At 37.1% G+C, this 15,654-nt stretch carries 12 protein-coding genes; 7 read left to right on the top strand and 5 right to left on the bottom strand.

Annotated elements, in window-relative coordinates:
- Positions 1–97: 97 nt before the first annotated feature.
- Positions 98–1,321, top strand: coding sequence for a multidrug effflux MFS transporter (locus JL102_RS21075; RefSeq protein WP_202246453.1), 1,224 nt, complete (start codon positions 98–100; stop codon positions 1,319–1,321).
- An 83-nt stretch (positions 1,322–1,404) separates the two neighbouring features.
- A complete protein-coding gene (locus JL102_RS21070; protein ID WP_202246452.1) occupies positions 1,405–2,001 on the top strand; it encodes a riboflavin synthase in 597 nt (198 codons plus the stop codon).
- Here JL102_RS21070 and JL102_RS21065 read toward each other — a convergent pair.
- Together JL102_RS21065 and hemF are read right to left on the bottom strand one after the other, a co-directional pair.
- Positions 1,982–2,560: a phosphatase PAP2 family protein gene (locus JL102_RS21065; RefSeq protein ID WP_202246451.1), complete on the bottom strand. Its 579-nt coding sequence runs from the start codon at positions 2,558–2,560 to the stop codon at positions 1,982–1,984. The genes JL102_RS21070 and JL102_RS21065 overlap by 20 nt on opposite strands.
- Before the next feature lie 29 nt (positions 2,561–2,589).
- Positions 2,590–3,492, bottom strand: a complete 903-nt coding sequence (gene hemF / locus JL102_RS21060) for an oxygen-dependent coproporphyrinogen oxidase (RefSeq protein WP_202246450.1) — start codon at positions 3,490–3,492, stop codon at positions 2,590–2,592.
- Between the two features lie 151 nt (positions 3,493–3,643).
- Between hemF and JL102_RS21055 the strand changes: the two genes are divergently transcribed.
- Positions 3,644–5,734, top strand: a complete 2,091-nt coding sequence (locus JL102_RS21055) for an alpha-ketoacid dehydrogenase subunit alpha/beta (RefSeq protein ID WP_202246449.1) — start codon at positions 3,644–3,646, stop codon at positions 5,732–5,734.
- Here the strand turns inward: JL102_RS21055 and tamL are convergent.
- Positions 5,731–8,199 carry a translocation and assembly module lipoprotein TamL gene (tamL, locus tag JL102_RS21050; RefSeq protein WP_202246448.1) on the bottom strand — a complete coding sequence of 823 codons (2,469 nt, stop codon included), beginning with the start codon at positions 8,197–8,199 and terminating at the stop codon, positions 5,731–5,733. The two genes, JL102_RS21055 and tamL, sit on opposite strands and share 4 nt — an antisense overlap.
- On the opposite strand from tamL, the gene JL102_RS21045 reads away from it, so the two are divergent.
- Positions 8,171–8,917, top strand: coding sequence for a TrmH family RNA methyltransferase (locus JL102_RS21045; protein ID WP_202246447.1), 747 nt, complete (start codon positions 8,171–8,173; stop codon positions 8,915–8,917). The genes tamL and JL102_RS21045 overlap by 29 nt on opposite strands.
- A gap of 26 nt (positions 8,918–8,943) precedes the next feature.
- Here the strand turns inward: JL102_RS21045 and JL102_RS21040 are convergent, their stop codons facing one another.
- Together JL102_RS21040 and smc are read right to left on the bottom strand one after the other, a co-directional pair.
- Positions 8,944–9,465 (bottom strand): YfiR family protein, encoded by a 522-nt coding sequence (locus tag JL102_RS21040; RefSeq protein WP_202246446.1) that lies wholly within the window; start codon positions 9,463–9,465, stop codon positions 8,944–8,946.
- A 208-nt stretch (positions 9,466–9,673) separates the two neighbouring features.
- Entirely contained in the window at positions 9,674–13,207 is a 3,534-nt protein-coding gene (gene smc, locus JL102_RS21035; protein WP_202246445.1) for a chromosome segregation protein SMC, read from the bottom strand.
- Between the two features lie 105 nt (positions 13,208–13,312).
- On the opposite strand from smc, the gene JL102_RS21030 reads away from it, so the two are divergent.
- From JL102_RS21030 to JL102_RS21020, 3 genes are all read left to right on the top strand, one after another.
- Positions 13,313–13,795 carry a hypothetical protein gene (locus JL102_RS21030; RefSeq protein WP_202246444.1) on the top strand — a complete coding sequence of 161 codons (483 nt, stop codon included), beginning with the start codon at positions 13,313–13,315 and terminating at the stop codon, positions 13,793–13,795.
- A 229-nt stretch (positions 13,796–14,024) separates the two neighbouring features.
- Positions 14,025–14,327, top strand: coding sequence for a hypothetical protein (locus JL102_RS21025; protein ID WP_202246443.1), 303 nt, complete (start codon positions 14,025–14,027; stop codon positions 14,325–14,327).
- An 8-nt stretch (positions 14,328–14,335) separates the two neighbouring features.
- Positions 14,336–15,654: SprB repeat-containing protein (locus tag JL102_RS21020; RefSeq protein WP_202246442.1), on the top strand; the 1,319-nt coding region annotated here is incomplete at its 3' end.

The following is a 15,654-nucleotide window of genomic DNA, read 5'->3' as shown; positions in this document are numbered from 1 at the left end:
GAAATGTTAAACTAATTATGCATGGTTACGTTATAGAGGGTTTAATCATTTAAAAGCTTAGTGTTTTTGGTACACTTAGGCTTAAGTAAATCTGGATATGACAAAATCGCAATATTTTATATTGATTTTAATTTTAGGACTTCTGTCTACCATAAGCCCTTTTTCTATTGATATGTATTTGCCTGGCTTTCCGTCTATAGCGAAAGACTTAAACTCAACTATCGATAAAGTACAGTTGTCATTAACCAGCTACTTCATAGGAATTTCACTTGGGCAATTACTTTATGGGCCTTTGCTTGACCGGTTCGGAAGAAAAAGGCCATTGTATATTGGTTTACTGATTTATGTAATTGCTTCAATAGGTTGTGCTTACACTAATTCTGTGGAGCAACTTATATTTATGAGATTAATACAGGCGGTAGGTGGCTGCGCAGGTATGGTGGCTGCTCAGGCGTTGGTTAGAGATTTGTTTCCTGTGGAGAAAACGGCACAGGCATTTTCCTTATTAGTATTGGTGATAGCTATATCACCTATGATTGCCCCTACCTTGGGAGGCTATATGGTTGCATCTTATGGATGGCATTCTGTGTTTTTGGTTTTAGGAGCTATAACTGCTTTTATTTTGGTGGCAGCATTCTTTGCGCTGCCAGAGGGCCAGCTTGCAGATAGGACGCTGTCTTTAAAACCCAAGGCTGTGGTAAAAGCTTATTGGACGGTGTTGAGTGATAAACAGTTTGCAGTATATGCTTTTGCAGGAGGAATAGCCACATCGGCCCCTTTCGCTTACATAGCTGGTTCTTCAGATGTTTTTATGAATATCTATCAGGTTACAGAGAAGCAGTATGGGTGGATATTCGCGATTCTCGCTTTTGCTATGATAGGTTCCACTCAGCTCAATCATATTTTGCTTAAATATTATAGTAATAAGCAGGTTATGAAAGTTGCCATTAGCTATCAGGTAGTTACAGGTGTGCTCATGGTAGGAGGGGTGATGTTTGGTATGTTGAGTATGTATGCATTGATAGGGCTACTTTTTATATTTCTTACTGGGCATGGGCTTTCTAATCCCAATGCCTCAGCATTAACATTGGCACCTTTTTCCAAGAATGCAGGAAGTGCCAGTGCTTTGATGGGAGCCATCAGAATGGGGCTCGGAGGTCTGGTTACTGCTCTTGTAAGCGTGCTGCATAATGGAACAACTTTACCTATGGTGTTAGTAATGGCTCTATGTGCCGCCGGAGGCTTGATCATATTGCAGGTAGGAGATAGAAAGAAGCGAAGAATTAAACGTGAGAAGTTGTCTGATTCTTATAGTCAATGATTTGAGGGAGAAACTGTATTAGTACAATTAGTTTTTTAGCCTGTATGGTTTAATTACTTTTACAGTAAATTAATAAATAGCATATGTTTACCGGAATTATAGAGAGTTTGGGTATGGTGAAATCTATCCAGACAGAAGGGGAGAATAGACATTTTGAAATAGAAAGTTCTATATCTTCCGAATTAAAAATAGATCAAAGTGTGTCTCACAATGGGGTTTGTCTTACTGTGACTGACGTAGATGGAGATAGCCATTTTGTTACTGCCATCCATGAGACGATGACTAAAACTAGCCTTGGTGATTTAAAGGCCGGGAACCTTGTGAATTTGGAGCGCTGTATGATTAATAATGGGCGATTTGATGGACACATTGTACAAGGTCATGTCGATATGACTGGCGTGGTTAAAAGCATCAAAGAAGAGGGTGGAAGCTGGCTTTTTACCATAGAACATAATCTCTCCAAAGAGTACTTTACGGTAGAAAAAGGATCAATTACCATTAACGGAATTAGTTTGACCTGTTTCAACTCAAAAGACACGGAATTTAGCGTTGCTATTATTCCGTATACTTATGAGCATACTAATATGAAACATTTAGAGGTTGGGAGTTCTGTTAACCTTGAGTTTGATATAATCGGTAAATATGTTCAGAAGCTTCTCGCTAAGTCTGGACAGATTTAAATTTATTGTTATAAACGTAAGCGGCTAACAGGTAAAATAAATAGCCAGCAATTAGCCCTATAAGTCCACCCACTAAAATGTCCCCAGGGTAGTGTACTCCCAGATAAATTCTGCTGTATGCTACCACTAAGGCCCAAACGAAAATAGTCCAGATCCATTTGTATTCATTTCTGAATAGAAAATAGACAAAGGCAGCCAAAGAGAAGGCGTTTCCTGAGTGAGAAGAGGCAAAGCCATAGTGGCCTCCAGTGTATCCATTGATAATATACACCAGCCCTTCGAATTGGGGATCTCTGGAGGGCCTTGGTCTGGCAAAGTATGGCTTCATAAAACCTGAGCATATCTGATCAGCAGCTGCTATGGCCAAACCTAGGCCGATAAGCCAAATAATGGAGTGCCATTTGTATTTTTTAATAATGAACCCCGCAAGCACAGCGTAGAAGGGGAACCAAACATATTTATCAGATATCCAGAACATTACCTGATCTAGCCAGTCTCGGTGTAGTCCGTTTAGAAAAAAGAATATTTCCTGATCAAGCTTGATTAACCAATCTAACATAAAGCGTCTTTAAAGTTTAACGGTAGAGTTTATTTTTGATTTATCCAATCAATATTTTTCTTCAATAATTTGAGAGTCTCACTTTCTTTGCTACCCTCCTGAGGTTGAAAGTCATATACCCAATTAGCTTGCGGCGGTAAGCTCATAAGTATAGACTCTGTTCGGCCGTCAGTGTCAAGTCCAAATTTTGTTCCTTTATCCCAAACCAAATTAAACTCTACATAACGACCTCTGCGTAGCATTTGCCAGTTTTTTTCTAGCTCAGTAAAGGGCTTATTCCTGTTTTGGTTCATATAATGAACATAGATAGGAGCAAAGCTTTTACCTACTTCCTGAACAAAAGCAAAAAGGTCCTCTTTAGTGCCTTCACTTTCACCAAGCCTGTCGAAAAATATACCGCCAACACCTCTAGTTTCTTTTCTATGCTTTAAATAGAAATATTCGTCAGCCCAGGTTTTAAATCTAGGATAAAAATCACTGTTGTGGTGATCGCATGCTGATTTTATAGATTGATGGAAATAGAATGCTTCTTTTTTATCAATGTAGTGAGGGGTCAGATCTATACCGCCACCAAACCACCAAACTCCATTGCTCATTTCAAAGTATCGTACATTCATGTGTATGATAGGTACCCATGGATTACTTGGGTGCATGACAATAGAAACTCCTGTGGCGAAGAAATCACATTCTTCAAGTTCTAAGGCCTGAAGTATGTTTACCGGTGTAGTGCCTTCAACCGCAGAGAAGTTAACACCACCCTTTTCTAAAACATTACCTTCTGTGATTACTCTAGTTCTGCCTCCGCCGCCGCCGGGCCTTTCCCAGAGGTCTTCTTGGAACTGTGCCTTGCCATCAGTTTTTTCTAATGCACTACAGATTTCATCCTGTAATAGTTTAAACCACTCCGAAATGTCTGTTTTGGTAATACTCATAGGGCAAAACTATTAAATTCTATAATAGTACTCAGGATTTTTTTGACTTGATAATTGTAAAAAATACTAAAGAGGCCTATGTTCTTTGCGAATTTCGTAAATTAGAGATATAGCGAACAGTCGTTAGCTTGAGCAAATAAAAGAAAAACCTATGCCTTCAACCAAATCTTTAATGACTCAGGATAAGCCTATAATTAACAAAAAAGTTTTACTTAAAGCCTTCAAACTCATGTGTACTTCCAAAAGAATGGCAGAGACATATGATGAAAACCGAGAAGTGTGTGGTAAATATGTGCATAGTACTTCCAGAGGGCATGAAGCCATTCAGTTAGCGGTAGGCTTTCAGCTTACAGCGCATGATTATGCTTCATTATATTATAGGGATGAATCGATTCTTTTAGGAATAGGAATTCAGCCATATGAATTAATGTTACAACTATTGGCTAAGGCTGACGATCCATTTTCACAAGGAAGAACTTATTATTCGCATCCATCTTTAAAAAGGGAAGGTTTTCCTATTATTCCTCATCAAAGTTCGGCTACGGGTATGCAGGCGATTCCGGCTACGGGCATGGCTCAGGGTATCCAATACTTGGAGCAGGTAAAGGGAAGTGATGAAAATAAGCCTTTGGTTTTATGTTCTCTTGGCGATGGGGCAGTTACGGAAGGAGAAGTGGCTGAAGCATGGCAAATGGCAGTCTTGAAAAAGCTACCTATCGTTTATCTTGTTCAGGATAATGATTGGGGTATTTCAGCTACAGGCAAGGAAATGAGGAATATGGATGCTTATGATTATGCGTCGGGCTTTAAGCATATGGAGCGACTTAGAGTAGATGGAGCTGATTTTGTAAATTCATATTTAGGTATTCAAAAAGCATTTTCTTACGTAAGAGAAAGGCAGGGCCCCCTTTTAGTTCATGCCAAATGTCCTTTGCTAGGGCATCATACCTCCGGAGTTAGAAAAGAGTGGTATAGAGGAGATGAGGATTTAAAAAAACACGCAAAAAATGATCCTTTGCCTAAGCTGAAAGCTTATTTAGTTGATAACGGAATTTCTTTATCCGAACTGGACAGGATAGAGGAAGAAGCTAAGGAAGTGGTAGCTAACGACTATCAAAGAGCATTGCAAGCGGATGACCCAGATGTGAAAACATACAGTATGCATGAGTTTGCTCCAACGGAAATTACAAAGGAAAGTGGAGAGCGTATGCCAGAGAGGGCTGATAAAGTGGTAATGGTAGACGCTGCTTTACATGCTATAGAAGAAATTTTAAAGAGTCATCCGGAGGCTCTTTTTTATGGTCAGGATGTAGGGGGTACATTAGGAGGAGTTTTTAGAGAGGCAGCTACATTGGCCCAAAAATATGGTAGTCATAGAGTGTTTAATACGCCAATTCAAGAGGCATATATAATTGGATCTACAGCAGGTATGTCGGCGGTTGGTGCTAAGCCTATAGTGGAGGTGCAGTTCGCGGATTACATTTGGCCAGGGATTAATCAGCTCGTAGAGGAGCTTTCTAAGAGCTGTTATTTGTCGGCAGGTAAGTTTCCCATACAATCCTTAATAAGGGTGCCTATCGGAGCTTACGGAGGTGGAGGGCCTTATCATTCTGGCAGCATAGAGTCGGTACTGTTAAGTATAAGAGGAATAAAAGTAATATACCCTTCTAATGCTGCAGATATGAAAGGCTTGATGAAGGCCGCATTTTATGACCCTAACCCTGTGGTAATGCTGGAGCATAAGGGTCTTTACTGGTCTAAGGTGCCAGGTACCAAGGAGGCTAAAACAATAGAGCCTTCAGTAGATTATATCATACCTTTAGGAAAAGCCAGGCAGGAGTTATCAGGCGATGACAGCATTATAGGAAAAGTACCTAGCTGTGTTATTATTACCTATGGAATGGGTATTTACTGGGCCAAAGCAGCAGCAATTAAGTTTGAGGGAAGAGTTGAAATCTTAGATTTGCGCTCTTTAAATCCTATTGATTGGGATGCTATAGATACTGCGGTAAAAAAGCATAATAGGGCTTTTATTCTTACCGAAGAACCTCTCATGAATTCATTTGCAGAGTCTTTAGCTGGACGTATAGGTCATAGATGTTTCGAATTCCTAGATGCGCCCGTACAGCTATTAGGGGCTGCTAATTTACCCGCTATCCCTTTAAATGTAGAGCTAGAAAAGCAAATGCTGCCAAATGTTAGTAAAGTAGAGCAAGTTCTGGCGGAGCTTTTGGAATATTAGAATGGATACCCAATACCAATATTCAATACCACAGCTTCTGCGGCAGTAGGAGTGAATGGCTCATCATAATATCCACTAGAGGTAATAAAGCGCTTACCCTCTGGCCTTGCCGGGTCGTAGAGTTTCATACCTGCGTCTAGCCTTAATACCAGAAAAGAAAAGTCAAAGCGTAGACCCAAGCCGCCACCTACAGCTATTTCTTTGTAAAACCTGTCTAGTTTAAACTGTGATCCTGGTCTTGATGGATCTTTTTGAATCATCCAAATATTTCCAAAGTCAATAAATGCAGCGTAATCAATAAAACCTATTAGGTTTTTTCTAAGCTCTATACTTCCTTCTATTAACAATTCTCCTGGCTGTTCAAAGTTATAGGTAACCCGATTAGAAACGGAGTCTATCGATGAAAAGGACCCTGGTCCTAAACGTCTCGGTCGCCAAGCTCTGATGCCATTACTACCCCCTGCGAAAAAGTATTTTTCATAAGGCAATATCTGGTTGTCGCTGTAAGGCTTTGCTATCCCAGCATTGATTCTATAGGCGAGTGTTGTATTTTCATTAATAGGATTGATTTTACGTTTATCAATGCTAAGTTTGATGTATTTATAATACTCCAAACCTTGCCTTTCTATGGGCCCCGGATCTATAAAATTAAGGCTAGTACCACCACTTTCCAGGTAAATTCGAAAGAACGAAGAGTTCTCAAAGTTGATTCCGTAGCTATTATTATTCCATGTGGTGCTAAAGTTCATGCTACTTACAAAAGAAGGTCTAAATGTGTTTATTAGGCGGTTTCCTCTATCTGCGAGTACCAAAAGGGTATCTCTGAAACTTTGACTAAGGTCTGAGTTAATTATACTGATGTCGGTAGAGGTGAAGTTAAATAGCGTTTGCTTTTCAGATTGCCATGAATAAGAATTGGATATATTGATATTTTCCCTTACATATTCTGGTCTATCCGTATAAGTGTATCCAATAAGTAATCTGGTTTTAGGGTTAAGCCGGCCTAGTCTCTCCTTTGCTTTGGAGCTTAACGGCAATACGAACTGAGGAAAAGTTAAAGAGGCGTTTACCCCAGCTTCTACACTGGCATATACTTCCTGAATTTCTGTAGCGGGAGCTACACCTTCGATCCCAACTCTACCATTTAGCTCTAATATCTCCAACCCTTTGAATACGTTTCGCTTTTTGAAAGATAAATTGTAAAAAGGCCCAGGAAATCCTTGAGTAACATTTATTCCTACTTCATTGGTCCATTGGTATCTGCTCAATGGACTAGTGTAAATATTGGCAATTAACTTACCATCAGCAGAATCATAATTAATATTAATAAATCTGAAATGATCAAGGTTGGCCAGTTGCCTCTGTGTGGTAAAAGTATTGCTTTTGCTGTATACGCTGTCTTTTTTTACGAAAACCCGTCTATTCAGTATTTTGAAATTATAGAGGTTCTCATAAAAGCGATATGTGGTGCCATTGTAAGTTTCTGATTTTCTTAACGAGTCGGAAGGGGTCGTAGTGGTATTGGCATCCGTAGTGAAATTAACAGAATCCACGGTGAAAACTTTGTGTGTGCCTTTCTTAGGTTCGTTAATAACTGTTTCAATCGCTATTTTTTTATTTCCGCCATATGCTGTATCTACGTTAAACTCAACATACTGCCTACTAAAATCAAAATATCCATGATCTTTTAATAATTGATCAATCCATTCTCTTTCGCTACTAATTTTACTTTGATCATAATTATCCCCTATTTTTAATTTGCTATCAGCCTTATTCTTTTTGATCAATTGGATAATGTCCTCATCGGTAGATTCTAGCATTATTTTATCAATAGTGTATGGCTCTCCTTCATCAATAATATATTTTATGGAAACCTTGTCATTATAAAGCCTTAAAGTAGTGTCTACAGTGGCCTGAAAAAAACCTTTAGAATATAAATATAGCCTAAATCGGTCCATGGTAAGCCTGGATAGTGAAGAGTCATAAACAGCAATAGGCTCACCCCAACGCATCCAGATATTGCCTTCTTGAATGGTTTTGTTAATTCGCGCTATTTTTTTCTGCTTTTTTCGTTCGAGCTTTTTTACTTTTTTGGTTTTTTCTTTAGCCTGTGCTTGAGCAATTTTTCTATTCCATTTAATTCTAGTCTCATTTCTTTTGGCTTTATACTTATCGGCATCGTATCTTTTTTGACCGTAATAATAGAACCATACGTAAGGAGAGAAGGGGACTATTGGGAACTGTCGGTTCGGCTTTTGGGCATATAGCTGATTTAGATCTTCTTTATCTAGCTCGTTACTACTTTTTATTTTTTGTTTGTAGAGAAGTTTTTCATCAGGTTTAAGATATTTGGAGCCCAAACATCCTGACAGTAGAAATCCTGTTATGAATATAAAAATATAATGTGCCCTCAAACTTATTAGTAACTTATAGCTTATGATATCTAAAACAACTGCGAAGTTCATTAAATCCTTGCAATTAAAGAAATACAGAAAGGAAGAACAATCCTTTTTAGTAGAGGGGAAGAAAAGTGTTCAGGAAGTGTTGAGGTCCGATTTTGAGGTGACAATGCTTATAGTTACTAATGATTTCATTAAAGATAGTATTATTCCTAAAGATATTTATACAATCGAAGTAAGTGAGAAGGAGTTGGAGAAAGTAGGAGCTTTAAAATCTAATAATCAGGCACTAGCCGTGGTTAAAATGAAGGTCCAAGAAAGCTTTATAATTAATCCAGCAGAATATGTAATAGCTCTTGAGGATATCAACGATCCAGGTAATTTAGGAACTATAATAAGAATAGCTGATTGGTATGGCATATCTAAAGTGTTAGCTTCTCCAAATACGGCAGATTTTTATAATCCAAAAGTAATTTCTGCCTCTAAAGGATCTTTTACGCGTGTAGATATATGGTATATGGAGCTTGATGAAATATTGTCAAAGGCTGGTGTACCAGTATATGGAGCCATGTTAAGTGGAGAAAATGTACATCAGGTGAAATTTAGTGAAGGTGGGGTTTTATTAATGGGTAATGAGGCTCATGGTATTTCAGAGGAAATGGAGAAAATGGTAAGCTCAAAAATTACAATACCCGCTTATGGTGGAGCAGAGTCTTTGAATGTAGCTATGGCTACAGCCATTATTTGTGATAATGTAAAGAGGAGCCTTGCTGCCCCTCTTTAGCCTTTATCAGCCTAACCCACACATTTCTATTTCACAATGGCCAAATCCATAAGTTTGCTGGCCATTTTTACACCCGTCTTTCCTACTACTTCACGATTAACCTCAAACATTAATTTGCCTTCTTTATTGATTAAGTTAATCGCACTATCTTTCTCCCCTTCCTGCTCTGTAATGACCAGCAAATTTGTAATGTCTAACTGTCGGATTTCATTAACACTTAATTCTCCTCCTTTAGTGACAAATAGAATATTACAATCTTCAATTTCTGAGACGTCAGTATAGTTTTTAATTATAATTTTTTTACCCGATGATCGTGACGATGCTAAAGCAGATAAGGTCTTATACATTTCATCATTATTAGATATTATTCCTAATACTATACTTTCAGTAGGGGTAGACCATTGTAGGTATTTTGTGATGGATAGAATGAACTGACTTTTCGTTTTTTGATCATCATCTATATAATGTATTTCAGGAAAAGCATGTGTTCCTATAGGTGGAGTGAATAAATAAAAAGTGAGAATAAAAAAGAGGGCTTTTGATTTCATGATTTCTTGCTTTTAAAATTTTATATTTCAAATATCGCAAGCAGCACGAACGAACTTATAGGGGATTATTCTGAAAATGTTAATTATTTCAACTCTCTGGTTTTTAGTGAATTAGTGTTGGGAAGTTTTGTGTGGGAAGTTGTTTAAAATGCAAAATTTAGAATGTTAAGGGGCTCACTGAAATTTGGTACAGGAAAACCCCTAAAATTTAATCAGCAAGTTCTCTTAAATCCACAGGTATCACTCTTGATACGCCCTGTTCTATCATGGTAATTCCATAGATTACATCAGTACTGGCCATAGTCCTTTTGTTGTGAGTAACTATTATAAATTGAGATTCTTTGGAGAACGTCTTGATAATATTATTGAACTTATCAATATTGGCATCGTCTAAAGGAGCATCTACTTCATCAAAAATACAGAATGGCGCAGGTTTTAAAAGGTAGATGGAGAATAGCAGGGAGGTGGCCGTAAGGGTTTTTTCACCTCCAGAGAGCTGGTTAATCGTAAGCGGTCTTTTACCTTTTGGTTTAGCTATAATTTCGATGCTAGACTCCAGAGGGTTGTCTGGGTCACTGAGCTTAAGATCACAGTCATCTTCTTCAGTGAAGAGGCTTCTAAATACCTTAACAAAGTTTTCTTTGATTTTTTCATAGGCATCTATAAAAGTTTCTTTGGCTACGGTATCTATTTCACTAATCGTCGTTAAGAGGGAGTCTTTAGCATTAAAAAGGTCTTCACGCTGACTGGTGATGAAATCATTTCTTTCTTTAATTTCCTGGTATGCCTCCATTGCCATAGGGTTAATTGGTCCCATACGATCGAGTCGGTCTTTTATTTTATTTACTTTATCTCGTAAATCTTCTTCACTGACTTCTGTAGGCTCTTCAGAATCATCATCCATTATTTCGTCTACTTTAATGCTGAATTCTACAGAAAGCCTTTCCTTTACAGAGTTTAGTTCAAGCTTGGTTTCATTAAGCTTATTCTGAAGCTCCATGAGTACAGTATCTATATTTTCCTTGCTCCTTTGAACTTCTCTAACTGATTTATCTACCTCATCGATTTGCCCTCTGACATTGTAGTATTCTCTTTCAGCTTCATTTACGCCAGCTTCTATGCTTTCTTTCTCCTCATACATAGATACTAGTTCGTCATCATTAGTTTCTGCTTTATCTAGCAGCTGCCTTATTTCAGATTCATTTTCCTTTAGTTCAACCTGATTTTTTTCTATTCGGCCTTTGCTGTTTTCAAAAGTATCTGTTTTGTATTCAATTTCTTGTTCTAGGCTCCTTACTCTATTTTCTTGCTGGTGGAAAGAAATATTTTGCTCATTGAAGGCAGATGATTTTTCAGTTAGAATTTCATTTTCCTCTTGAAGTTCTAACGATAGCTCATTTAACTTTACTTCTTTTTCAAGTTGAGATTTCTCTTCATTTTCAGCTCGTGGTTTGTCTTCTGCTATTTGCTCAGTAAGCTCCTCAATTTTTTCAAGGATATCCTCTTTCCGCATATCAGCATCAGAGAGCATTTTGCTAAACTGTTCTTGCTTAGTTTTTATAGAGATATACTCTTCATTGATGAGCTTTATTTCTTCTCTAAGCTCTTCAATGTCAGTCTTTCGGGTACTTAGCTTAAACTGTTCAAGGTCTTTTTGCTTGTCCTTGAGGCTTTGCTGCACATTATCCAGTCTATGACTAAGTTCTTTTATTTCTTTATCTAATTTTTCAAGGTTTTTTGCTCTACCAATCTTTTTTCCTTCAAATAAACCTACAGAACCTCCAGATATACTAAACCTTCTGCGAGTGACTTTCCCACTTTGAGTAATGAAGATATTTTCATCATTCTTCGGGATACTTTTATAATCACCTTCTAAAATATATACCCTATCTAAAATATGACTCATTAGCTTTCTGTACTTACTATCATATTCCATGATATTAGTGGCAGGAAAGGCATTGTCGTAAAGGGTAGTATTAGAAGGTGTGAAATTTTCAAATGACTCCAATATGAAAAAGTGAGCTTTACCTCTGGCTGCTTCGCTTAATATATTGATAGCTTCATAAGCATCTTCTTCTTTCTCTACTATATAATAATTAAGGTAAGGCTCCAGGTAATTCTCTATCGTTACACGATATTTATCATCACAAGTAAGAATGTCTGATAGGAGAGGTGCATTTTTATTCCAATCCGCTTTTTTCTTTAAAAATTTTATGGCTTCAGGAAAACCTTCTAAGCTTTCCACTAGAGATTTTGTCAGATTATATTCATTCTGTTTGGCATCCAGCTTACGATTGGTTTGAGTGACTTCCTCTCTAATTACTTCTATGGTTTTTTCAGTAGACTCAATTCTACTTTGAAGATCAGTTTCTTCAGTCTGTAATTTTTGAAGTTGGTTATTCTTTACACTTAATTGTTCTGACAAAGCAGATACCTTTTGATCGAATTCAACCAAACTGGCACTTTGCTGATTGGTGTCGCTGGCGGTTTTTTCAAGTTCTTGCTTTAATGAGCTGAGTTGAAGTTCTTTAATCTCAACTGATTTTTTCAGTTGGTACATTTCTTCTTGCTTGCTCTTTTGAGATTTTCTAAGAGTATCTACTTCTTGCTGTATTTGAGTGGTTTTTCTTTTTTGAATTTCATACTCTTCTTTTAATCCTCCAAGTTTAGCCTCTATCTCAGCTAAGATCTTCTGCGCTGCATTTTTTTCCTGAGTAAGACTTTCAAGACTGAATTTTGCTCTCTCATTGCTTTTACGATCTTGCTCTATCTGATCCTTAAGTGAATCAGATTTGTCATTTAGGAAGCGAAGTCGCTCATTCTTAATCTTTTTTTCGCTCTCATACTGCCTTATTTTATTCACGTGCTCATTAAGGGCTTTTTGTCTTGATGAAAGTGCTTTTTCTTTAAGAATCATGTCAGCTTTAGCTTTCTCTAAGCTGGCTTCTTTTTCGCTTACTTGCTTGTTAAGGCTTATTTTTTTATCATTTTCGGCCTCTATCCTTTTTCCTAAATTCTTATAGTTCTCACTAAACTTATTAATAGTAAGGCGAGCAAGCAAAATGCTTAATGACTTATATTCTTCTTTTAGTTGGTAGTATTTCTCAGTCTGTTTGGCCTGCTTTTCTAAAGACTTCATGTTCTTTTCTATTTCGAAAAGTAGGTCTTCCACTCTTTCCAGGTCCGCGTCAGTATCTTGAAGCTTTTTTAAGGTTTCTTTCTTTCGTTTCTTAAATTTAGATATCCCTGCAGCTTCTTCAAAAAGTCCTCTTCTCGAGTGGTCTTTGTCGTTAAGAATATCATCCACCATTTTTAATTCTATGATGGCATAACTATTAGAAGCGATACCAGTATCAAGAAAAAGGTTAGTGATGTCTTTAAGCCTACAGGTTACGCCATTTAGAAGATACTCGCTTTCACCAGACCTATAATATCGTCTTGTAATAGAAACCTGGGAATATTCTGTGGGGAGTAAATTTTTAGTATTATTAAATGTGAGCGATACTTCTGCTAATTGGGTAGGTTTCCTTTTCTTTGTTCCGTTAAAAATAACATTCTCCATTTTCTCAGATCGCAAAGTACGGCTACTCTGCTCTCCCAGTACCCAACGGATAGAGTCTACAATATTTGATTTACCACAACCATTAGGTCCTACAATTCCTGTAATCCCCTCATCAAAGTTAATAGTTACTTTGTCGCCAAAACTTTTAAAGCCTTTGATCTCCAGTTTGGAAAGTTGCATGTATCTCTATTTTAAATACTTATAGGTGTTGCCCTATTTTGTTTAGTCATAATTAGGGTCAAAGACAGCAAATTTAAAATTAAATATTATAAATTTGTTAACACTATGGATAAGGAAATACTTATTTACATCGTTTTTGTTGCTATTGCTATTATAAGTAGGGTTTTAAAGTCTGCAAAAAAAAAGCAGTCATCTCAAGCACCTAAACGAACCGCCAATAGAACTTCTTCTCAAAACGTAGAAAAGACCAAAACCTTTGAAGAACTATTAAGAGAGTTTACTGGTGAAGCTAATTCTTCAGAACCATCTTCAAGAGAATTGCCCGAATTAGAAATTGATGAGTTTGATCATGAAGAGGAAGAAAGAGTAGAAGAAACATATAGAAAATCCATAAATGCAGCGAAGGATCTGAAAACACTTGATGAGCAGGTTGACCTTGAAGATATTCCTACCAAATCACAATACTTTAGTGAGTACGATCAGAAAGAGGAAAACTCCGTTGCTAGTGAAATTTTACAAAGTTTAAAAGACCCTAATGGTGCTCGTAAAGCTGTCATCTTGAGCGAGATTCTCAATAGAAAATACTAATTATCGATTATAAAGTATAAAACACATCAATGAACTCAGTTTCTTGCAACGGAAATTGAGCTTTTTTATTATATATTACTGAGGCTTTAATTATATTGTCCTGTGACTATAATTTTTTATAAAGTGATGTTTCTGAATATCATCATTGTTCAAATATTGTTGTAGCGCTGGTTACATTATTTTTTATATGTATATATATATGTATTGACAACTTTTGAGATCTCCTTAAATGAATAATATTATTAGATATTCCTTAGTAATACTCCTATTAATGGGGCCTGTATTTAGTTTTTCTTTTACAGAAATTGCTGATTGCGATAATTTCAAGGTTGAAGTGGAAGTCGAGAAAAAATCTGTTGAGTTTAAGGTTTCAAGCACTGCAGGGAAGATCTCTTATTTTATATATGATAAGAATAGTAAGCCTGTTTCAGAAGGGAAATCGAAAATCCAAAATTTGTCAGTCGGTGATTATAAGTATTTTATATACTCTGATAAAGGGTGTTGGAAGAGGGGAGAATTCAAAATTAAATGAGATTAAGGATGAGGTATTTTTTTTTAGTCTTACTGTTACTTTTTAGTGCTAGTTACGCTAGTGCTCAAAATAACACTTTTACTAATGGAGATTTAGAAGTAGAAGTATTTGTTTCCAACCCTTGCGATGGATTAAACAACGGCTATATTACATTTACGGTGCTTGCGGCTGATGGTCCAAGCGCGGATTTGTTATTCATTTTTGGTCCAGTAATTTTAGGCACAACTCAGACCATTGCTGTGGGAGATTCATTTACCTTTGATAATTCGGGCGCGGGGTTGCCTAGTGGAAATTATCGCTTTGCATTGCAAGATGCTTCGAATCAAATTGATGAATTGGGGGTTGGTAGTGGAGTATTTTTGGTTAAGCTTTCACCAATAACTATAAATGTAGACTCAAAGTCTGATAATAATTCATGTATTAGCCCTAATGGGCAAATTGATTTTTCAATTAGTGGAGGATCCAGAGATTTAGGCGCTGGAAACGGCCTATTCGATGTTGTAGTAACTTCTTCTACTGGTTATTCTAATACGCTCACCGTTGATGGCGAATCCTTAGTTTCTTTATCTGGTCTTTCAGGTGGATCATATACGATAAATGTTGATGATTCTTACTCATCATGCTCAGGAGCATCATCAGGTATTGAGTTAACTGATCCTTCATCAAACATATATAATATAACAACACTTTCCCCATTAGAAGTGTGTATTGGAGATGATGTTACCATTGATTTAGATGGAAGTGAGACACCTCCAGCTCCTGAAACAGTAGAATATACTGTAAATGTAAATGGTTCACCAGTAGCAAGTTCTACTGTTACCGGTACAGGGGGGGCAATTTCATTAACTATTCCTTCAGGAAGCTTTAGTGATGGAGATGTTCTGACAGTACAGGCTCAAAATAATAACTGCCCTATAGTAGAGATGAATGGCAGTGTCACAGTGGATGTAGTTGATTTGGTTATTACTCCTGTGGTTGATAATAATGAACGTTGTTTATTACCTTATGATGGAAGCATTCAGGTAACAGTAACTGGAGGAGTAGGGCCTTATAGTTATGCTTGGAGTGGTCCAAATGGCTTTGCCTCAACTGATCAAAATATATCAGTACTCGAGCCAGGTGCTTATCAGCTTGAAGTTACAGATAATGGGTCAGGTTGTATTGAAACAACCACTATTGAAGTGATAGATGATGCTGTTGATCCCACAATAAACAGTGTAGTAGAAAATAATACAAATTGCGTTACTCCATATAATGGTGAGATCAACCTCACGGTTACAGCCGGCAGCGGCGACTATAGCTATTCATGGACAGGTCCAGGTACTTT

Source organism: Fulvivirga sediminis (assembly GCF_016757215.1).
Lineage (GTDB): Bacteria > Bacteroidota > Bacteroidia > Cytophagales > Cyclobacteriaceae > Fulvivirga > Fulvivirga sediminis.
The sequence above is the reverse complement of the archived record's forward strand: the minus strand, read 5'-3'. Positions and strand labels throughout refer to the sequence as shown.